The organism is Pseudomonas sp. USTB-Z (assembly GCF_019691255.1).
Lineage (GTDB): Bacteria > Pseudomonadota > Gammaproteobacteria > Pseudomonadales > Pseudomonadaceae > Aquipseudomonas > Aquipseudomonas alloputida.
The window spans coordinates 22960-43817 of the sequence record NZ_JAECZP010000002.1; the positions used below are offsets into that span (position 1 = coordinate 22960).

General features: G+C 62.1%; 15 protein-coding genes and 1 pseudogene. 11 read left to right on the forward strand and 5 right to left on the reverse strand.

Features of this window, described 5'->3' with window-relative positions; all coding sequences use genetic code 11:
* From I8746_RS02075 to I8746_RS27035, 5 genes and pseudogenes are all read right to left on the reverse strand, one after another.
* On the reverse strand, positions 1–4203 hold the full coding sequence (locus tag I8746_RS02075) for an RHS repeat-associated core domain-containing protein (RefSeq protein ID WP_221099975.1): 4203 nt from the start codon (positions 4201–4203) through the stop codon (positions 1–3).
* A gap of 6 nt (positions 4204–4209) precedes the next feature.
* Positions 4210–4677: a DcrB-related protein gene (locus tag I8746_RS02080; RefSeq protein WP_003248404.1), complete on the reverse strand. Its 468-nt coding sequence runs from the start codon at positions 4675–4677 to the stop codon at positions 4210–4212.
* A gap of 34 nt (positions 4678–4711) precedes the next feature.
* Positions 4712–5296, reverse strand: coding sequence for a hypothetical protein (locus I8746_RS02085; RefSeq protein WP_121783550.1), 585 nt, complete (start codon positions 5294–5296; stop codon positions 4712–4714).
* Positions 5297–5306: 10 nt separating this feature from the next.
* Positions 5307–7163: a type VI secretion system tip protein TssI/VgrG gene (gene tssI / locus I8746_RS02090; protein ID WP_012052408.1), complete on the reverse strand. Its 1857-nt coding sequence runs from the start codon at positions 7161–7163 to the stop codon at positions 5307–5309.
* A gap of 647 nt (positions 7164–7810) precedes the next feature.
* A pseudogene (locus I8746_RS27035) lies at positions 7811–8060 on the reverse strand (ADP-ribosylglycohydrolase family protein); the annotation flags it as partial.
* A 15-nt stretch (positions 8061–8075) separates the two neighbouring features.
* Between I8746_RS27035 and I8746_RS02095 the strand changes: the two are divergent.
* The 11 genes from I8746_RS02095 (at position 8076) to icmH (ending at position 20848) form a co-directional block, all read left to right on the forward strand.
* A complete protein-coding gene (locus I8746_RS02095) occupies positions 8076–8627 on the forward strand; it encodes a hypothetical protein (protein ID WP_221099986.1) in 552 nt (183 codons plus the stop codon).
* Positions 8628–9220: 593 nt separating this feature from the next.
* On the forward strand, positions 9221–9970 hold the full coding sequence (locus tag I8746_RS02100; RefSeq protein ID WP_028697263.1) for a hypothetical protein: 750 nt from the start codon (positions 9221–9223) through the stop codon (positions 9968–9970).
* 64 nt (positions 9971–10034) lie between these two features.
* Positions 10035–10574: a type VI secretion system contractile sheath small subunit gene (tssB, locus tag I8746_RS02105; RefSeq protein WP_003248358.1), complete on the forward strand. Its 540-nt coding sequence runs from the start codon at positions 10035–10037 to the stop codon at positions 10572–10574.
* A gap of 14 nt (positions 10575–10588) precedes the next feature.
* Positions 10589–12091 carry a type VI secretion system contractile sheath large subunit gene (tssC, locus tag I8746_RS02110; RefSeq protein WP_003248356.1) on the forward strand — a complete coding sequence of 501 codons (1503 nt, stop codon included), beginning with the start codon at positions 10589–10591 and terminating at the stop codon, positions 12089–12091.
* 26 nt (positions 12092–12117) lie between these two features.
* Positions 12118–12600, forward strand: coding sequence for a type VI secretion system baseplate subunit TssE (tssE, locus tag I8746_RS02115; protein WP_003248355.1), 483 nt, complete (start codon positions 12118–12120; stop codon positions 12598–12600).
* Entirely contained in the window at positions 12600–14420 is a 1821-nt protein-coding gene (gene tssF, locus I8746_RS02120; RefSeq protein ID WP_221099996.1) for a type VI secretion system baseplate subunit TssF, read from the forward strand. The genes tssE and tssF overlap by 1 nt, the downstream gene beginning before the upstream one ends.
* On the forward strand, positions 14384–15454 hold the full coding sequence (tssG, locus tag I8746_RS02125) for a type VI secretion system baseplate subunit TssG (RefSeq protein WP_012052411.1): 1071 nt from the start codon (positions 14384–14386) through the stop codon (positions 15452–15454). Before tssF ends, tssG begins: the two co-directional genes overlap by 37 nt.
* The gene (tssH, locus tag I8746_RS02130; protein ID WP_012052412.1) at positions 15451–18048 is read left to right on the forward strand and encodes a type VI secretion system ATPase TssH; all 2598 of its coding nucleotides are present in this window, start codon (positions 15451–15453) and stop codon (positions 18046–18048) included. The genes tssG and tssH overlap by 4 nt, the downstream gene beginning before the upstream one ends.
* A 24-nt stretch (positions 18049–18072) precedes the next feature.
* A complete protein-coding gene (gene tssJ / locus I8746_RS02135) occupies positions 18073–18795 on the forward strand; it encodes a type VI secretion system lipoprotein TssJ (protein WP_221099999.1) in 723 nt (240 codons plus the stop codon).
* Positions 18792–20135: a type VI secretion system baseplate subunit TssK gene (gene tssK / locus I8746_RS02140; RefSeq protein WP_003248343.1), complete on the forward strand. Its 1344-nt coding sequence runs from the start codon at positions 18792–18794 to the stop codon at positions 20133–20135. The genes tssJ and tssK overlap by 4 nt, the downstream gene beginning before the upstream one ends.
* Complete coding sequence (icmH, locus tag I8746_RS02145) at positions 20132–20848, forward strand: type IVB secretion system protein IcmH/DotU (protein WP_004576640.1); 717 nt, start codon at positions 20132–20134, stop codon at positions 20846–20848. Before tssK ends, icmH begins: the two co-directional genes overlap by 4 nt.
* Positions 20849–20858 lie beyond the last annotated feature (10 nt).

A 20858-nucleotide genomic window follows, 5' to 3' on the forward strand; every position in this document is an offset into this window, starting at 1 on the left:
CTACCTCCTAACAGCAAAAGTTTTACCGCTATTTAATTGCTCTTTGAGCTCTGCGAGTCCACTCAAAAAATCTTTCTTAGTTGTTCTGCCAGCCAATGTATCATACACATGTTGCTTGTAGGCATTTCCATGTATGCCAGCCCCCTTGTGTGGCGTCGCTAGTGTTCCGGGAACTCTAGCAGATTCTGTATTTGGCAACCAGATACCGTTTTTCCTGTTATTGATATCGATCCCCAGTTCTTTCATTTGCTTTCTCAAAGCTATCATTCTGGCGTCTTTTGAGTTGGACATTATGATGTGATGCGCGTCATACTGCCCTCCACCTACTGGTTTACTACCGAGGCTGTCTGCAAGTTTTTTCGCATCGGACCCGCAGGATAGCCCAAGTGGATCCAACCATAGGATCGGATTTAGAGCATACCCATAGAGATTCATTCCGCCGTCGATACTCAACGGGTCTTGCGTTACGAAACGGCCAACTTGTGGATCATAATATCTATAAGCATTGTAATGCAGCCCTGTCTCAAGATCACAGTATTGACCTTGAAAGCGCATGTGCTGCATAACTTGGTTGACCGTCAGCTGCTCTATCTCCCCCCAAGAGCGATACGTCGCCTGCCAAACGATTTTGCCGTCACTGTCCGTCAGCTCCAGCGGCGTACCAATCTGGTCCGTATGGAAGTAATAGACCTTCTGCCCTTCCCCTTCAACCTGATCAACCCGCGCCAATGGCGCATAGCTACCCGGCTCGTACAGGTACAGGATGCTCTGCCCAGGCGTCTCCTCACGCAGCATTCGCAAGCCTTGCCAGAGAAAGCGCTTCTGCTCGACCTCGCCATTGATTTCAGCCTGCTTGGCCACCCGCCGTCCCAGGCTGTCATACCGGTACTGCCCGGTGCTCTCCAGTCTGTCACCGACATACGTTTCAGCTTTAACCAGCCGGTTCTCACAGTCATAGGCGAAGTGCTGCAGCTTGCTGTGCCCCGAGCGTTTCTCGACCAGATTGCCCCACGGGTCGTAGCGATACTCCTGATCCCGCCACTGTTTGATCCGGTTGTCCTTGACCTTGTCGAACTGCCGCGCATTGAAGTCCAGGCGGTTGGCTGCCGGGTCGTAGCGGAACTCCTCGCTGCCCACCAGCGAGCCCGTATCACGGCTGCGCAACTGGCCGTTGGCTTCGTACTCGTACTTGATCTCGCCGCGTAGCTTGTCGAGGGTACGCACCAGTTCACCGGCCGGGTCGTACTGATAACGGCGGTGGATCGGGTTGTAGGCGTGCTCCACCAGCAACGAGGTATTCACACCGGTGTTGTGCACTTGCGAGAGCTTGTAGGCCGGCAAGGTCGAGGCAAACTGCCAGGCCTTGCGCCCCATGGCGTCATAACCGAAGCAGCTGGTGAGCTTGCCCTGGGTCCGGTACACCTCGCGGTGCAGGTCATCGCGCTCCATGTCGCTGATCACCTGACCATCCAGGTTCAGCTGGTGCAGGTGGCCACTGCCGTAATACAGGTGATTGACCTTGCGCCCATCCGGCAGGGTCAGCGTGGTCAGGTTGCTGAGTGGGTCGTACTCGTAGCCAAGCGTTCCGGCGGAGGTGATTTCTTTCGTCAGCCGACCGAGCAGATCGTAGGCGTACTCAAGCTTTTCTTCCGTGATCCCAAGCTGCTTGCCGATCCCGCTCGGTTGCCGCTCGATGCTCAGCAACCGGTCACCGTCGTCGTATGCGAATGTCTGGCTCGCATCACGGTTGATCTTGGCGACCAAACGCCCAATGGCATCACGTTCGAACAGCGTATGGCGCTCGGGCCGTTCGGCATTCTCGCCATAGCCAATCTCATCCAGTCGTGTGAGATGGCCACCGACGTCGTAGCTGAAACGCCGGGTCAGGTTATCCACCCGCACTTCTTCGCTCAGCCGGTCCGAAGCGTCGTAGGCAAAGCTGTACGTGGCGTTGTTCTCGTTGACCAGCGCGGTCAGGCGAATGGCCTTGTCGTACTCGTAGCGAACCCGCTGGCCCTTGGCATCCTGGCGGCTGCTCGGCAGGCCACGGGCGGTGCGCATCAGGCGGGTGGTCTGGCCCTTGCCGTCGGTGTGGCTGAGCACCTGACCGTAGACGTTGTAGGTAAAGCTTTCCGTGGTGCCGTCCGGGTGGCTGATGCGCAGCACTTCGCCGTCGGGCTTGCGCGCCAGCGTGGTGGTCTGGTTCAGCGCGTCTGTTACCGCGACCAGGTGCTGGCGCTCGTCATAGCGGTAGTACGTACTCTTGCCCGAGCAGTCCTGGTAGCGCTCGACCTGGGCCAGGGTGTTCCACCACAGGTACTTGGACTTGTAGGTCGCATCGATGATGGTGTGCGGCAGGCCGTCATCGCTGTTCAGGTACTCGGTCATCTGGCCGAGGGCATCGAATTCGGCGAGCAGGTTGCCCTTGTCGTCGTAGCGCGCTCGCCAGGTGCTGCCATCCGGGTAGCTGACCTGGGTCACCAGTGTGGTCAGGTGGTGATACTCGTAGGTGGTCCTGCGGCCGAGCGGGTCGGTCTCTTCGAGCAAGCGGGAGAATTCGTCGTACTTGAATTGCAGGCGGTTACCGTCCGGCAAGGTCAGGCCAACCATATTGCCGTTTTCGTCCAGCTCGATGGCGTAACGCTCGCCGCCATAATCGCGGCTGGCGACCACGCGGTGGTCGGCGTTGTACTGCACTTCCAACTCGCGGCCAAGTACGTCGGTGGCCCAGCTGGTGCGGCTATCGAGGTCGTAGCGGAAGTGGTAGTGCTCGCCGTCGCTGGTCCAGTGCTCGACCACACGTGGCTTGTCGCCCAGGGTTTGCCAACGGTAGTGGCAGCCCAGCCCCAGCGCGTTGCTGTGGGTCACCATCAGGCCGTCGGCGTAGCTGAAGCTGCGCACGGTGTCGCCGTTGCGGTTGATCACCGCGCTCAGCTGGCCGTGTTCGTCGTAGCGGTACTGGGTAAGCGTTTCCACCGCTTCGTTGTTCACCACGCGCTTGATGTCGGTCAGGCGGCCCAGCGGGTTGTCGTAGTGCAGGTGCACGCGGGTGCCGCCGGTGGCGCTGATGTCGGTCAGTGTGCCGTCGGGCGTGCGGGTGAAGTGCAGGAAGTGGCCGAGGACGTTCTCGATACGCTGCAGCGGCACTTCGGTGTTGGTGTCTGGCACTTCGCCGAAGTAGAAGAACAGGTTATCGAGGGTCTGCAGGATGTAGTGGCCACCCTCGGTACACACCAGGTACACCTGCTCGTGCGGGTTGTAGATGCGCTGCCCCGGTTGCAGGGTCACGAACGGGACTTCGCGGCCCTGGTTGTCGGTGAGGTAGATGAATGCCCCCTGGCGGCGCAGGCTCTGCTCCCAGGGCAGCACCCAGCCGCGGCCGAGTACGCTGTCGACCGTCAGGTCGCTGGCGTAGAAGCGCGACCACTCGATCGGCATCAGGCCCGGCAGGCTGAAGTCGATTTCATCGGGGATCAGCTTGCGGCCCGTCGTGAGGTCGACGGGGTTGCCGACCAGGCCGCCGATAGCCTTGCGGGCCACGGGTTCGACCACGTAACGGCTGGCCACCTCACCGGCGACGAAGCCGGCCGTGAACTTCAGCGCGCAAGGCATGACGGCTTTCATGCCGGCCTGGGTACCCGCCTTGATCAGCTGGGCGATACCGCCTGCGGCACCGGCGATGGCCATCAGCACATCCACGGTGGTGCGCAGCCACTCCGGGACTTCATCGTCCACGGGCAGGTAACGGTAGGTGCCGCCGCCGATGATGACGTTGTCCGAACCACCGGAAATGGTGGCGCCGCAGGTCAGCTTGTCGCCCTTGCGCGCGGCGGCGACGCTGTTGATGAAGACGTTGGTCGAGCCTTCGGCAATCTGCACCGGCCCCGGGTGCTTGTCGCAGGCACCGATGCTTTTTTCGACGCGGGCGGCCTTGCGGCTGTTGATGAACACGTTGGGTGAGGCAGTGGTTATCGTCCCTGAGGGGGACGAGAACATACTGCCTATCGCCTCTCCGGCGGCGGTCAGCAAGCTGCCCCCGATGCCGGCTGCGAGGCCGGCCAGCAAAGCCACGCCGAACCCGCAGGTGAACGTGGCAATGGCCACCGTGGCCACCAGCGCAATCCCCAGGGCGGCCCCGATCAGGAAGCCCCCCAGCGCGCTGGTGTGCGATATCTCGTCGCCGAACCTGGCCGCTTCGAACATGAGGGGTTACTCCTGTTCGCCGGACTCGGCGCTGGTTTCGGACGGGGCACGCGGGGTGAAGCTGGCCAACAGGTTGTCCCAGTCCTGGTTCTGCTGGGCACTGAAGTCGGCCTGTGCAGTGGTGGAGAAGATCAGGGCACGCCCGGGGCTGATGATGAAGGCCGCCTGGCGCTGGTACAGCGGGCGGCCCTGATTCATGTAATAGGCGTCGATCTGGATACCGGCAATGGGTGCGGTAACCGAGAGCGTGACGGCCTTGTTGCCCATGCGGGTGTAGCCGCGCAGCTTGGAGGTGAGCAGCTTGACCTGGCGATCGACATAGGCCTGCAGCGCTTCGTCCGGCAGCAAGGTGTCACGCGAGATGGTGATGCTCAAGGGTGCGGGGACACTGGCACCCAGGACGAACATGTTGACCGTGCGGTCCTCGAAACCTGCCGGCAGCGCAATGCCGCCTTCCTGTAATTCGTAATCCATGCGATGAAAATTCCTGATAGCGAAAAAATCGGGGTCAGCCCTGCGCGAAGCCATCGAGCATGCGGTCGAACTCGGCCAGCCACTGGCTCAGGCCGGGCTTGCTGGGGTCGATCACGCTGGAGATATCCAGCCATTGCAGCGAATCGCTGCCGGCGATGGGCACCAGTGCGCCGACCAGGCGACCGTGCCGAGGCTCGTGGCCGGCATTGAAGTGAAAGTCCACGACCTTGGCCGGGTTCCCAGCCAGGAGGCAGTCACGTTGGCGAATCACACGCAGTTGCGGGTTCAATTCGCGCAAAGCCTCGACTGCGCTCTGGAACAGTTGCTCCAGCGGCTGCCTGGCGCGTACATCACGGCGGCGGATGCTGAGGCTGACCGGCTCGCCTTCATGCTCGAGGGTGGTCTGGATGTCGCGAAAACGAAAGCCGAGCGGAAACTGCAAGGAGAACCCTGCGAAGGTGAAAGCGCTGGCTACATCCTGCAACACGGCTGGCACCGTTTTCGGCTCGGGCACAGGCTCCGGCACATGAGCAGCTTCCGCCAGACTGGCCAGCCGCACAGCCTCCTCTTGCGCTGCGCGCCTGGCGGAGAGGCGGTCGTAGATCGAGGGCTTGTACATGAACCTTGCCTCAGTCGTTGATCCGCACTGCGGCGCCAGTGATCTGGGTGGTGTCGGTACTGGTGGTCACGATGACCTTGCCTTTGATCTCGATGCCTTCCGGGGTCAGCGTGATGCTGCTGTCGCCCACCTGCAGGATGATGTGCTGCTTGGCGGCCACCTGGATGAACTGGTTGTCGACCTGCAGGGTGTAGGAACCTTCGGTCACCTGCACCACGGTGTCTTTCTTGACCGTTTCGGTGTGCGTACCACCAACAGTAATCGAGCGGTTATTCCCCACATCATGGGTCTCATCCAGCTCGATCTCGGTATCCATGTTGCGCTCGGCATGCATGATGATCTGCTCGGCGCCGGCCTTGTCCTCGAAGCGGAAGAAGTTGGCGGTACCGCCGTCGCCCTTCATCGACCGCGTCAGGAACCCACTTTGGGTCTTGTTCGCCGGCAGCGACCATGGCGGGGTGTTGGTGCTGTTGTACAGGCTGCCCATGATCAGCGGCCGGTCCGGGTTGCCGTCGAGGAACACCACCACCACTTCGTCGCCTACGCGCGGAATCTGGATGCTACCGAAGCCACCGCTGGCACCGGACTGGGCGACACGTACCCAGCACGAGCTGTGGTCGTTGTACTTGCCATTGCGGTCCCAGTGGAACTGGATTTTCACCCGGCCCAGTTCGTCGGTGAAGATCTCCTCACCCGGTGGGCCGACGATGATCGCGGTCTGCGGGCCGGCAATGGTCGGTTTGGGCGTACTCAGTTGCGGGCGGAACGGGATCTTCTTGCGCACGCAACTGAAGGTGTTGAAGTAGCTGGCCTGCTGGCCGGTAAGGTAGTTGTTGTGGCCTTCGCTTTCCACGCTCATCAGCAGGAACTGACGGTCTTCTACCGGCCCCTGGTCGTGGATGTAGTGCTGCAGCAGTTCGAAGGTGTAGCCCGGCTTCATGGCCCGGCAGTTGCTGGCGCCTTCGAACTTTTTGCCGCGCAGCTCCAGCGCCTCAATGCGCAGGCGCAGCAGGGTTTCGCCTTCGTCATAGGTACCGTGGGTGTACTGGCCGGGGAAGTCGTAGATCTCGAAGTTCTCGACATCGCCCTGATTGTTCACGCTGTTCAGCGCCACCGGCAGGCGGTTGTTCGGTTGGCGGTAGTCAAAGGTTTGCGTGGCCATCTTGCCGGATTGCAGTTGACGGTTGCCGCTCCACTGGGTGATGGAGTCGGCGGTCTCGGTGACGGAGGCGCTGTGGAAGCGGATTTGCGGTTGCTCGGGGATGGCCACCAGCGTGCTGGAGTCATCGCAGATGATCATGGTGTGGCCTTCGGCGGTGTGCTCGAAGTAGTAGAACATCCCCTCTTCCTCCAGCAGGCGCTGGACGAAGTTGAAGTCGGTTTCGCGGTACTGGGTGATGTAGGTGTAGCGCTTCTGTGGCCGGGTCAGGCGAAACTCGTGGCGGGAAAACGCCGGGCACAGGGCGAACACTTCGGTGACCACTTCCTCGACCGTGTTGCCCTGGAAGATCCGCGTGTCGAAGCGGTTCTTCAGCATCGAGAACCACGGGTTGAGGGTGGCGGTATAGCGTGCCATGCCGCCGTCGCTGCCGATGCTGGCAAAGCGCGTGAGGTAGCCGGTTATGTACCGCGGGCCGCCTTCGGCCAGTTCGATCTCGATGCTGACATGCTGGCCCATCATGGACTTGAGCGGCACGCCGGAATCTTCGCAGACCAGCAGCAGTTCATAGTTGAACGCCCGCGACAGGGCTTCGGTGCCCTTGAAGGTTTCCAGCAGCAGCTCCTGCTCGGGGTTGGCGAGGTTGTGAAACTTGAACAGGCGGCGGTTCTGTGGCGACAGCAGCGCGGAGGCCAAGTCCATGATCATGCGAAATCTCCTTGAAAACACGGCCAGCACGCGCTTGCGATGCTCAGCTGCAACCCTGATCTTGCGGGCGTATTCTGCATGCGCGCATAACGCGCGTGCTTGCGGAATCATGCGACTGCCTGCAGAAAGGAAAGTGCCATCATGCATTGAAATAAATGCGACAGGGTTCACATTCCCGAATGCCAGGCAGGCAGAAAGGCCCAAAGGAAACACCGGCAAAAGCTGTCCTGTCAACTCGCTACCGGCCTAGGAAAACCGGGCGATACCGCCCTGTAAGGCAATGTCATATCGCCACCCTTCATCTTCCTTACTGGCGCCCGGAGGCGACCCGGCAATCGCCGAATGGCCCGTCGCAGCAGGTTTTTGAGGTATCGATCAGCGCCCATGCCTGACAGCTCCCACTCGAACTGTCTCGCTACCTGATTCATCAGCTCCATTGGCGGAGAAAAATGTTTCATAACGTGGATTGGTTCAAATTTTTCGCCACTGGCCAATTCCGGCAAATGGCCATCGCGAACGCGGCCGTAATGGCACTTGCGGGATGCGGCCAGCCACGAAACCGTGCAGCGATGCTCAATTGCCTTCATTGCCGCGCACGCCTGTCATGAGAACAGTGGGCTCTGCGCCTGACTTCACACCCATCCAGAGGTGTCCGCCAGGCACGGGGCCATGCTGGTATCGTCGGTCCACTCACCAGGCGCCAGGCGGAAAGGACCACCGCAGACCAGATCGTTAACATGCCCCTGATCGCGCCGCTGAAACTCCGGCGTCGTGCCTACTGCAATCATCAATCGCCAGACCAGGCAATGCGCCCTGAGCGCAATCCAGTGCCTGGTCCTGTGATAACGTGCTGAACCTGTTGTTCAGCCATGCCGGTTTGATCCGCGGCAGCCAGGGAATGCTCAGGCACACATGAAAGACCATCCCGAACTCTACGTAAGGTCCCCTTTTCTTTTCCGGCTTACGGCCATCGGTCTGATGCTGTCCATGCTCGCCATGGGAGCACTGGCGGTGTACGCCTTATGGACAGATATCGTGCCCCTCTACGGCCGGATCTACCGTAATGCGCCGGTCGTGGAAACACCACTCAAAGCTTTCTTCATGATTGCATTCATTCCCCTGGGGCCTTGCCTGATCGTTGCCAGCCTGATCGCCGCATGGACCGGTCGGAAGTTTGACCCACCGAAAACCTCTTGGCTGTACGGGTTCCAGCTACGCTCGCTGCAACTGACGGTTGTGCTGATGGTTATCGTCGCTCCGACAATGATTGCGCTGACCACAGCCACGCTTTCGGCAAAGGACTACTGGTCGTGCCCGAAGCTCAGGATCTCGGGCTCCGGTTGGCAGATGTTCTGGGTTAACGATGAACGGGTGTGCTTCAAGCCGGATCATTACATCAACGACAATTGGCCATGTAAGGCAATCGATGGCAGAGACGTTTGCGTACAGGTCGATGGTCGCTGAGTTGAATGAAACCGGCTGCGCCGGTGTTTGCGGGCAAGCTGCCCGCGAATGCGGTGGCGGCTGTGACGGTGAATGATCAAGGATAGTGGCCGGCAGGTCCGGCCTATTCGCGGGTAAACCCGCTCCTACGGGCATCGCGCTAGCTATTAGATTTTGAACAAGGCAATTACCCCGCCGGACGCGACGAAACCGGTCGCATTGCCATCATCCTGACGCGTTACCCCACCCCGCTGCACGCACGCGGCCGGCGCACAAAATGAGAACTGATTCACTTTTTGAAAAAAACTTTTGCCAACGATTTTAATCGCTTTCCAGCCCCTTTCGTACCCAGTCTTTAGGGCTTGAGCCCCCATCTCCTGCGCCCAAGACACGCTGTCAATATCACAGCGCCATTATTGCGCAGCGTCACAAAACGGGGAAAAAATCGCCCCCCTCGCCGGAACTTCTTCCGCAGCGAGGTGCCCTACTCGGCATTGCTGGCAACACAATATTCATATGCCAGCACCCAAATTCGCTGCAGCCGAAAGGCGATTTTTCAGGTCCACGCCACCGGCGTTTCAGGACGATCAAGCAGGCACATGGACGATGCACCAATGACACAGACATTCGATGTCGAAGCACTGATCAAGCTGCGTAGCCAGACGCGGGCGATCTCCGATGCGCTGAAGGCGCAGGCGGCGGATTACCTTGCCACCGTGGCACCGCTGATCCGTCCGCAAACCCTGTTTGGCGAATACCTGCAAGGCGCCCAGCGCAGCAGCGGACGCGAAACCCAGGGCCACTTCCAGGCCCTGGTCGAACTCTACGAACGTATCGGCTCGGCCGCGCCGTTCCAGCTGGTCACCGAGCTGGAAGTACCGCTGAACCTGATCAGCACCACCCCCGAACTGTTCCCGCTGGAATACGACAAGACCCTGGAACACAGCGGCCAGGTCATCCGCATCACCAGCCCGACCCGCTGGGTTGTGGGCTTCCACGCCTTTGACCTGGCGCGGTTTCGCAATGTCATCAAAGACCCCAACCGCAGCAGCGCCGAGCTGTACCGCTTCGTGGTGCACTACCTGGTGCTGTTCTACTGCCTGAGCAAGTCGCCTGGCCTTGGGCGGCTGTTCGAGGGCTTGCGCTACGGCCTGAGCTTCGAGCGCCTGAAGGGCTTTGGCGACCTGCCGTTCTGCGTCATCAGCTCGCCGGTGCGCTCGGAACTTCCCGACGACTCGGTCATCCGCAGCAGCACGCAGATTGCCGGCAACACCAGCTTCGAAGAACTGGTAGGCCGGGACAACATCCTGGAAATGAACGACGAAATCCGTCAGCGCCTGCTGCTGACGATCGAAGGACTGTAACGCGCAGCGCCCGGCACCGGGCCGCGCAATGATTCGCAGCGAATTGCTCGCACTGGAGAACACGATGGCGAAGAAGGAAAGCACTCAGCACAAACTCGACCGCGTTCGCGCGCCTCGGGTCCATATCACCTACGACGTGGACATCGGCGATGCCATCGAGAAAAAGGAGCTGCCCTTCGTCGTCGGCGTACTGGGTGACTTCTCCGGCAACCCGCTGGAGCCGCTGCCCAAGCTCAAGGACCGCAAGTTCGTGTACATCGACCGCGACAACTTCAACGGTGTACTCAAGGGCATCAAGCCACGCCTGACCTACCGCGTCGACAACACCCTGGCCAAGAACGGTACCCAGCTGGGCGTGGAGCTGAACTTCAACAGCCTCGAAGACTTCGAGCCACAGAACGTGGTCAAGCAGGTCGAGCCGCTGCGCAAGCTGCTGGAAGTGCGCAACAAGTTGGCCGACCTGCGCAACAAGATGGGCGGCAACGACAAGCTCGAAGAGCTGCTGATGGACGTGCTGCAGAACACCGAAAAGCTCAAGACCTTGGGCAAGGAATTCGGCCGTGAAGCCGAAGTGAAAGACCCGTCCAGCGACGATCGCGCCTGAGCAGGAGCCCGAACATGACCGACAAGCAAACCGCACCGCAACAGGCCGGCGACCTGGTCGAAGTGGAAAACTTCGCACCACAGCCCTCGCTGCTCGACAGCATCATTTCGCAAAGCCGCGTGGCCCGCTCCGACACCGAGCGCAACCGCACCCGCGACCTGATTGGCGAACTGGTGAACCAGGTGCTCGAGGGTGAGATGACCCCGAGCAAGGACCTGATCGCCGTGCTCGATTCGCGTATCGCCGAAATCGACGCGATGCTCTCCGAGCAGATGAACGAGATCATGCACGCCCGCGAGTTCCAGCAGTTGGAAGCCTCCTGGCGCGGCCTGAAATACCAGGTAGACCAGACCGAGACCAGCACCACGCTGAAGATCCACCTGCTCAATGCCTCGAAGAAAGACCTGGTGCGCGACCTGAAGGCCGCCAGCGAATTCGACCAGAGCGCGCTGTTCAAGAAGGTCTACGAAGAAGAGTACGGCACCTTCGGTGGCGCGCCTTTCGGCATGTTGATCGGTGACTACGAGTTCAACCGCAACCCCGAAGACATGTACCTGCTCGAAGAGATCTCGCATGTCGCGGCGGCGGCGCACGCGCCGTTCATCTCGGCCGCTTCGTCCGAGCTGTTCGGCTGGGACTCGTTCACCGAGATGTCCGGCCCGCGTGACCTGGCGAAGATCTTCGACACCGTGGAATACGCCAAGTGGAAGTCGTTCCGCGCCTCGGAAGACTCGCGCTACGTCGGCCTCACCCTGCCCCACGTGCTCGGTCGCCTGCCGTATGGCCCGGATACCACGCCGGTGGAAGAATTCAACTTCGTCGAAAGCGTCGATGGCCGCGACCACAACAAGTACCTGTGGATGAACGCCGCCTACGCCCTCGGCACCCGCGTCACCGACGCCTTCGCCCGCTACGGCTGGTGCGTGGCCATCCGCGGCGTGGAAGGTGGCGGCCTGGTCGAAGGCCTGCCGACCCATACCTTCAAGACCGACGACGGCGAAATCGCCCTGAAGTGCCCGACGGAAATCGCCATCACCGATCGCCGCGAAAAAGAGCTGTCGGACCTGGGCTTCATCCCCTTGGTGCACTGCAAGGGCACCGACTATGCCGCGTTCTTCGGCACCCAGTCGGCGCAGAAACAGAAGCAGTACAACACCGACATCGCCAACGCCAACGCACGCCTGTCGGCCCAGCTGCAATACATCTTCGCCACTTCGCGCATCGCCCACTACATGAAGGCGATCATGCGCGACAAGATCGGCAGCTTTGCCTCGCGCATGGATGTCGAGCGCTTCCTCAACCAGTGGCTGGCCAGCTATGTGCTGCTCGACGACACCGCCAGCCAGGAGGCCAAGGCCAAGTTCCCGCTGCGCGAAGCGCGCGCCGAGGTGTTCGAAGTGCCCGGCAAGCCAGGCGTGTACAAGGCCGTGACCTACTTGCGCCCGCACTACCAGCTGGATGAACTGACCGCCTCGCTGCGGCTGGTTGCCGAGCTGCCACAGGGCGCGCGCGGCTGACAGGCCGTTGTGTACAGGGATGACACATGAGTAACCAGGCCCGCCTGCTGCCCTCGCTGCTCGACCGACTGCTGGACGACCGTCCCTACCAGTCGGCCGAGCCCGCAGCGCAGCGCACCTGCTCGCTGGCCGAGTACAAGGCCAGCATCGTCCGCGACCTCGAAGTACTGGTGAACACCCGCCAGTCCCTGGTCGCCGAAGAGCTCGACGGCTTCAGCCAGCTCGGTGGCTCCATCCTTGAATACGGCATGCCGGACTTCATCAGCCGCAGCGTGCTCGACCCGCACGATCGTCGCCTGATCCAGCAACAGCTGGAACGGGCGATCAGCACCGGAGACCGGCGCTTTCGCCGGGTCCGTGTTCAGCTGTTGGCCCAGCAGAACGGCCATCGCATGTTGACCTTCCGCGTGGACGCCGTGTTGCGTCTGCAGGACATCAGCCGCCAGGTGTCATTCGACGCCGTGCTGCAGGTCAACACCCAGGAATACAAAGTGCAGAACCTCAACTGATGCTCGACGAACTGCTGCCCTACTACGAAAAGGAACTGTCGCACCTGCGCTTTCTCGGCCAGGAGTTTGCCGCGCAGTACCCGAAGATCGCTTCGCGGTTGCTGATCGAGGGCGACAACTGCGAAGACCCGCACACCGAGCGCCTGATCGAGGCGTTCTCGTTCCTGTCTGCGCGGGTGCACAAGAAGCTCGATGACGAGTTTCCGGAAATCGTCGAATCCTTCCTCGAGGTGCTGTACCCCCACTACCTGCGCCCTACTCCGTCGATGTCGATTGTCGAACTGAGCCTGGGCAGGCACGAGAAAGTCACCGAAGCCTACCGCGTGGCGCGCCACACCGAGATGCATGCCAATCCCGTGGAAGGCGTGGTGTGCAAGTTCCGCACCTGCTACCCGGTAGAGCTATGGCCGATTGCCGTGCAGCAGGCCTCGTTCACAGAAATGGAACGTTCGGCCTTCAACGGGCACAGCGCCGACCTGGTCGCTCGTCTGCGCATCCGCCTGGCAGCCACGGGCGATGCCCTGTTCGGGCAGATGGACGTGAACCGCCTGCGGTTCTTCCTCGACGGCGAAGCAACCCTGATGCTGCAGCTGTACGAGCTGCTGTTCAACAACCTGGCCAAGGCCACGCTAAGCTTCGACGACCAGGGCCGCCGCCGCGAAGTGGCGCTGCCGGCCGATGCCCTGAACACCGTGGGCTACGCCCGTGACGAAGGCCTGGTGGACTACTCCGAACGCTCATTCCTGGGCTACCGCCTGCTGCACGAGTATTTCACCTTCCCCGACAAGTTCATGTTCTTCGACCTCAGTGGATTTGCCCGCATCCTGCAGGGCAAGGCCATCGAGCAGGTAGAGGTCAACTTCTATTTCTCCGACTATGACCTCAGCGAGCGCCTGGCGCGGCTGACCCAGAACATCGGGCGCAACAACTTCAAGCTCAACTGCACGCCGATCATCAACCTGTTCCGCCAGCAGGCCGAGCCGATCAAGCTGACCCACACCCAGCACGAATACCCGGTCACCCCTGATACACGGCTGCACAACGCTGCAGAGGTGGTCTCGATCGACCGGGTACGGCGGGTGCGCAAACTCGGCGGTATCGACCAGGTCGCCACCTGCCAGCCGTTTTTCGAACCCCGGGGTGAGCAAGACCCACACAGCAGCTTCTGGGTCGCGCGCCGGCGAAACCAGGGTGACGCCACTGCCATGAGCATCCGCGTGGTCGACCGCGATCTGGAACTGATCGACGCCAGCAGCGACACCCTCAGCATTAGCCTTACCTGCAGCAACCGCGACGTGCCGCTGATGCTGCCGTTCGGTGGGGAACGGGGCGATTTCACCATTCCCGCCAACTCGGTGATCAAGGATATCCGCTGCCTGCGCAAGCCCACCGCCACGGTGCGTGTGCCCTTAGGCAAGGGCCTGATCTGGCGGTTGATCGCCCACTTGTCGCTGAACCACCTGTCCCTGGTCAGCCAGGGCCGCGAAGTGCTGCTGGAGCTGTTGTCGCTGTACAACTACCGCAATGTTTCCGCCATTCGCAAACAGATCAACGGCATCAAGGCGATCAGCAGCGAACCGGTGGTCGCGCGCATCGGCCACCCGCGGCCAAATTTCGTGCGCGGCGTCGGCATCACCCTGACCCTGGACGAAAGCCAGTTCATCGGCAGCGGCGTGTTTCTGTTCGGCAAAGTGCTGGACCACTTCTTCGGCCAGTACTGCTCGATGAACAGCTTCACCCAACTGACCCTGCGCACCCAACAACGAGAAAAGAGAGTCGTACAATGGCCAGCACGCACCGGCGATCAGCCCCTGGTCTGATCGATCAGGCCCGAGCCGAGCCGCACCGATTCGAATTCTTTCAATTGGTGCGCCTGCTCCGCCTGCACTACAGCCGCACCGGGCGCATGGACCTGGCAACCCGGCCGCACGAAGACCCGCTGCGTTTTCGTACCCAGCTGTCGCTGGCATTCCCGGCCAGCGAGGTCAGCGACCTGCACTTCGAGCGCGAAGGCAAGGTGTCGCCGGCCGGCTTGCCGCTGTCGGAAGTGCAGGTCACCTTCATGGGCCTGGTCGGGCCGTCAGGCGTGCTGCCACGCCCGTACACCGAGCTGCTGCTCGAGCGCCACGTGCAGTATCGCGATGATGCCGCCCATGCGTTTCTCGACATCTTCTCGCACCGGATGACCACGCTGTTCTACGAGGCCTGGCAAAAATACAAATTCCACATCGAGCACGAGCGCAATGGCACCTCGGGCTTCGACGGCTACCTGCTCAACCTGGTTGGCCTCGGGCCGCGCGCCCAGAAGCTGAAGTTCGAAGAGCAACCGTCAGCATTGCGTCGTGAGCTGTTCAGCTATTTTGCCGGCCTGCTCAGCCAGAAGCCGCGCAATGCGCTGAACCTTGAACGCATGCTCGGTTTCTATTTCTCGCTGCCGATCAAGGTCCAGCCGTTCGCCGGGCGCTGGCTGCACCTGCAGCCCGAACAATGCACCCAGCTTGGCCGCCGCAATGCCCAGCTCGGCCACAGCGCCGTCGCCGGCAACCGGGTCTGGGACTATCAGTCGTGCATCCGTATCGAGCTGGGCCCGCTGAACCTGGCCGACTACCAGCGCTTCCAGCCGGGCACCGCCTGCTACCGCAAGCTGGTCGAGCTGGTGCGCTTCTATATAGGTGCCGAACTGGATTTCGAAATTGCCCCGCGCCTCAAGCGCGAGGCGGTGCCACGCGCCCAACTGGGCCGCAGCGGCAATGTCGCCCTGGGCTGGCTGGGTTGGCTCAAACGCCCGGGTCGTGACGCGGAGCCTTCGCGTTGCGCCGTTTTCCACATTCCTTACGATGGGGTCGCCTTGTGAACCTGAAGTCTCTGTTCGCCAAGCTCAACGAAACCAGCCGCACGGCCACCGAAAGCGCGGCGGCCCTGTGCCTGTCGGAGCACCATTACGACGTGGAAGTGGAGCACCTGCTGCTGCAGTTGCTCGACAACAACGACAGCGACCTGGCCCCGATCCTGCGCCACTACGAGGTCGTCGCCGAACGCCTGCAGGCGCAGCTGGTCACCGCCTTGGGCACCTTCAAGAAAGGCAATACCCGCACCCCGGCGCTGTCGCCACACATTACCCGCATGATCGAGCAAGCCTGGTTGCTGGCCTCGATCGAATACGGCGTAGGCCAGGTGCGCAGCGCTCACCTGCTGCAGGCTCTGCTTGACGATGCTGAACTGCGTCGCGTGGTGATCGCCTCGGCGCCGGAGCTGGAAAAAATCAACGCCGATGACCTGCGCCTGAACCTTGCGGCGCTGGTGGAGGGTAGCGCCGAGTCCAGGCAGGCCAGCCCGCTGGCAAGCCCAGCGGCGCCAGTGAGCACGTCGAGCAAGGCCAGCGGCAAGACCCCGGCACTTGACCAGTACACGGTCAACCTTACCCAAAGCGCCCGCGAAGGCCGCATCGACCCGGTGCTGGGCCGTGAGTTCGAAGTACGGCAGATGGTCGACATCCTCACCCGCCGTCGGCAGAACAACCCGATCCTCACGGGCGAAGCCGGGGTCGGCAAAACCGCCGTGGTCGAAGGCCTGGCGCTGCGCATCGCCCAGGGTGACGTGCCGGCGGTGCTCAAGGACGTTGCCCTGCACACCCTCGACCTGGGCCTGTTGCAGGCCGGCGCCGGGGTCAAGGGCGAGTTCGAGAACCGCCTCAAGGCTGTGATCGAAGAGGTCAAGCGCAGCCTGCACCCGATCATTCTGTTCATCGACGAAGCCCACACCCTGATCGGCTCCGGCGGCCAGGCTGGGCAGAACGATGCCGCCAACCTGCTCAAGCCGGCCCTGGCCCGTGGCGAGTTGCGCACCATCGCTGCCACTACCTGGGCCGAATACAAGAAGTACTTCGAGAAGGACGCCGCCCTCGCCCGCCGCTTCCAGGTGGTCAAAGTGGAAGAGCCCGACGAAGACAAGGCCATTCACATGCTGCGCGGCCTGCTCGGCAAGATGCGCGAGCACCACAAGGTGGCGGTGATGGACGAAGCGTTGGTGCAGGCGGTACGCCTGTCCAACCGCTACATCACCGGCCGCCAGCTGCCCGACAAGGCGGTCAGCGTGCTCGACACGGCCTGCGCGCGCATTGCCCTGGCGCAATCTTCGCTGCCCGGCGCACTGGAAGACTGCCGCCGGCAGATCGACAACCTGCAGGCGGAAATCGGCGTGCTCGGCCACGAAGCCGGCAAGGGGCACGACCATGCCCGGCGCCTGGAAGCGCTGCAGGCTGCCCTGCAGGCCGAGCAGCAACAAGAACAGCAACTCAATGCCCAGTGGCAGCAGGAGCTGGAACTGGTCGAACAGCTCAAGGCGCTGGACGCCGCCAACGATGCCGACGCCCAACAGCTCAATACCCTGCGTGCCGAGCTGGCGCGCGTGCAAGGCGACCAGCCACTGGTCCACGCGCTGGTCGACAGCGGCGCCATCGCCCAGGTCATCAGCGGCTGGACCGGCATCCCGCTGGGCAAGATGCTGCGTGACGAAATCGATACCGTGCAGCGCCTGCCGGCCCTGCTTGGTGAACGCGTGCTGGGCCAGGACCACGCCCTGCATGAGATCGGCAAGCGCATCAAGATTTCCCGAGCGCGCATGGAAGACCCGAACAAACCGATTGGCGTGTTCCTGCTGCTCGGCCCCAGCGGCGTCGGCAAGACCGAAACCGCCCTGGCCCTGGCCGACACCTTGTACGGCGGCGAGCGCAACCTGATCACCATCAACATGTCCGAGTACCAGGAGGCCCACACCGTGTCGAGCCTCAAGGGCTCGCCACCCGGCTACGTCGGCTACGGCGAAGGCGGCGTGCTGACCGAAGCGGTGCGCCGCAAGCCGTACAGTGTGGTGCTGCTCGACGAGGTGGAAAAAGCCCACCCCGACGTGCTCGAACTGTTCTTCCAGGTGTTCGACAAGGGCGTGCTGGACGATGGCGAAGGCCGCGAGATCAATTTCCGCAACACGGTGATCATCCTCACCTCCAACACCGGCACCGAGCGCATCATGCAGACCTGCCTGAACGCCACCGAGCTGCCGACGCCCGAGGCGATCGTCGAAGACCTGCGCGACCAGCTCAACCATGTGTTCAAGCCAGCCTTCCTCGGTCGCCTGAGCATCGTGCCGTTCTACCCGGTGCAGGACCAGATCCTCGAGCGCATCGTCGCCCTCAAGCTCGAACGCATCGCCAAGCGCTTCGCCCGCAACCACCAGGCCGAGCTCAGCTATGACCAGGCGCTGGTCAAGGCCATCGCCGCGCGCTGCACCGAGGTCGACAGCGGCGCACGCAACATCGACAACATCCTGTCCCAGACCCTGATGCCCGAACTCGCCCAGCGCGTGCTCGAGCGCATGGCCCAGGACGCGCCGATCCAGCACCTTGCGATCGAGCTGGGCAGCGATGGCGATTTCGCCTATCGCCTGGCCTGACCAGTACCCGGAGGTTTTGCCGTCATGCAACACAAGCACATCGTCCTCAAACGCCTGACCGCAGCCGCCTTGCTGGTAGCGCTGGCCGGCTGCGGGGTCACCGACCGTATCGGCAAGCGCATGGAAGACAGCTGGGCGGCCGACATGCTGGCCGACAGCGAAAAGGTCATCCTGACCTCCGACGGCGGCAACCAGCTCAACCCCGACGCCGAGGGCAAGCCGCTGTCGGTGGTGATGCGTGTGTATCAGCTGACCGACCTCGAGCGCTTCGCGGCTACCGATGCCGAGACCCTGTGGGACGCCCCGCAAAAAGCCTTGGGCAACACCCTGGTGGAAACCCGCGAGATCACCCTGCTGCCCGGCATTGGCCAGATCGACCAGTGGCCGCTGGCCAAGAACACGCGCTACGTCGGCGTGGCGGCGTTCTTCCGCGATGAGCAGGACGCGCGCTGGAAAGTCGCCTTCGACGCCAACTCGCTGCGCAAGGACGGTATCTGGTTCTCCTCCGACGGCCTGCGGGTGCTGGTGGACAACACCGAAATCAGCGCCATGCGTGGCGTGGACGTACTGAACAAACCACCGACCGCCGACCAGCTTGCCGCTGCGCAGAAGGCCAAGGATGCCGACGCGACCCTCACCGACAAGGTGCAGGACGCGGCCATCGACAAAGCCACCGACGCCGCCAGCCAGTCGGCCAGCAACGCCATGGATTCAACCTTCAATTCTTTAGTGGATAGCGTCAAATGAGCAAGCAGAGCCGGGTGATGTGGTCGGAAGGCATGTTCCTGCTGCCCCAGCACTTCCAGTATCAGGACGAATTCCATCAGCACCAGTTGGCTGAGGCGACCCTGCGCAGCACCCCTTTCCATTGGGGGGTTCAGGCGCTGCAGGTGGATGAGGACGCCCTGGCCAATGGTTCACTGCAGCTCAAGCGCCTGAAGCTGGTGTTCCCCGATGGCAGCCTCTACGACGCGCCGCAGCACGATCCGCTGCCGGCCGCGCGCGACCTCAAGGACCTGCTCAAGGCCAACGACCTGAAGGTGTATGCCGCGCTCAAGCTGCCCGAGCCATTCGGCCTCAACTACGTCGAGGATGGCCATGAACACAAGGCCGCACGGCGTTTCCGCAAGCAGTTCGACACCCTGCCCGACCTTAATGAAGGCGAGCTGGAAAACGAAATCACCAGCTTGCGCCTGAACGTCGTGCTGCTGGTCGACGGTGACAGCCTCGACGGTTACAGCCACTGCCCACTGGCCAAGCTGACACGCAACAGCATGGGCGGTTTCAACGTTGACCCGCATTTCGTCCACCCCACCTTGCACCTGGGCAGCCACGAGACCATTGCCGGCATCGGCAAGCGCCTGCTCGGTGCCCTGCAGGCCAAGAGCAAAGCGCTTTCCGGCCGGCGCCGCGAGCGCGCCGACCAGATCGCCGAGTTCGGCTCCAGCGATGTGACCCTGTTCTGGCTGCTGAACACGGTCAACCGTGCCCACCCGCAGCTGGCGCATCTACTGGCCCACCCGCGCCTGCACCCGGAGCGCCTGTACCTGTTCCTGGCGGACCTTGCCGGCGGCCTGCTGACCTTCACCCTGGACACCCAGCTCAGCGACATCCCCGAGTACGACCACCACGACCCGGCCGCGTCGCTGGTCAAGCTCGACGAAATGATCCGGGTGATGCTCGACAACGTTGTGCCCAACCAGTGCATTGTCATCAACCTGACCCAGACCAAGCCATCGCACTGGCAAGGCCAACTGCACGACCCGCGCCTGGCCGAAGCCGACTTCTATATCGCCGTGCACGCCGACATGCCCGGCGCCAGCCTGCTGGAACTGGTGCCCCGTGCCTTCAAGGTCGGTTCGCCGGAAGACATTGAAGTGGTGGTCAACAGCGCCATGCCGGGTGTCACCCTCAATCATGCCGCGCGGCTGCCGAACGCAATTCCGGTGCGCCTGGACAACCAGTACTTCGCCATCGAGCCACACGGCACTGTGTATGAGCGAATGATCAGCGCCCAGGCCATCTGCTTCTATGCGCCCAGCGCCTTTACCAACCTCAAGCTTGAACTGATGGCGGTGCTCAAATGACCGAAGCCGTACTGCAACAGGGCGCCGTCCCGGCCGCCAGCGACAAACCGACGCTCAAGGACCTGGTCCAGGACTTCATCAGCATGGCGTTGATCGTACGTCGCGGCCGCCAGGTGACCTCGGTGCAGGCCTTCGAAGGTAGCGTCGAACGCTTCTTCGCCAACCTGGAACGTGATGCCCGTGCCGCCAACTATAGCGTCGAGCAGGTCAAGGACACCCAATACGCGTTGTGCGCCTTCCTCGACGAAAGCGTACTGCGCTCGGACGACAATGCGCTGCGTCGGCACTTTGAGCTGCAGCCGTTGCAGTTCCGCTATTTCGGCGTGCACCTGGCCGGCGAAGGGTTCTTCGAGAAGGTCGATGCGCTGCGCGCCGACGTCAAGCAGAACATCGACGTGCTCGAGGTCTACCACCTGTGCCTGGCACTGGGCTTCGAGGGCAAGTTCAGCCTCGGCCAAAAGGACCAGTTGCGTTACCTGGCCAATACACTGGGCCAGGATATCGCCCGCTACCGCAAGGCGCCCAAAGCCCTGTCACCGGACTGGGCACTGCCCGACCAGGTGTCGCAGATGCTGCGCCATGAAGTACCGCTGTGGGTGTATCTGGCGCTGATCGCGTTGGTCTGCGTCGCCGTGTACCTGACGCTGGACTGGTTGCTGGACAAGGACGTCGCCGCCCTGTCCGAACAAATCCGCCAGCTGTTCAGTGCCTGAGCACATACCA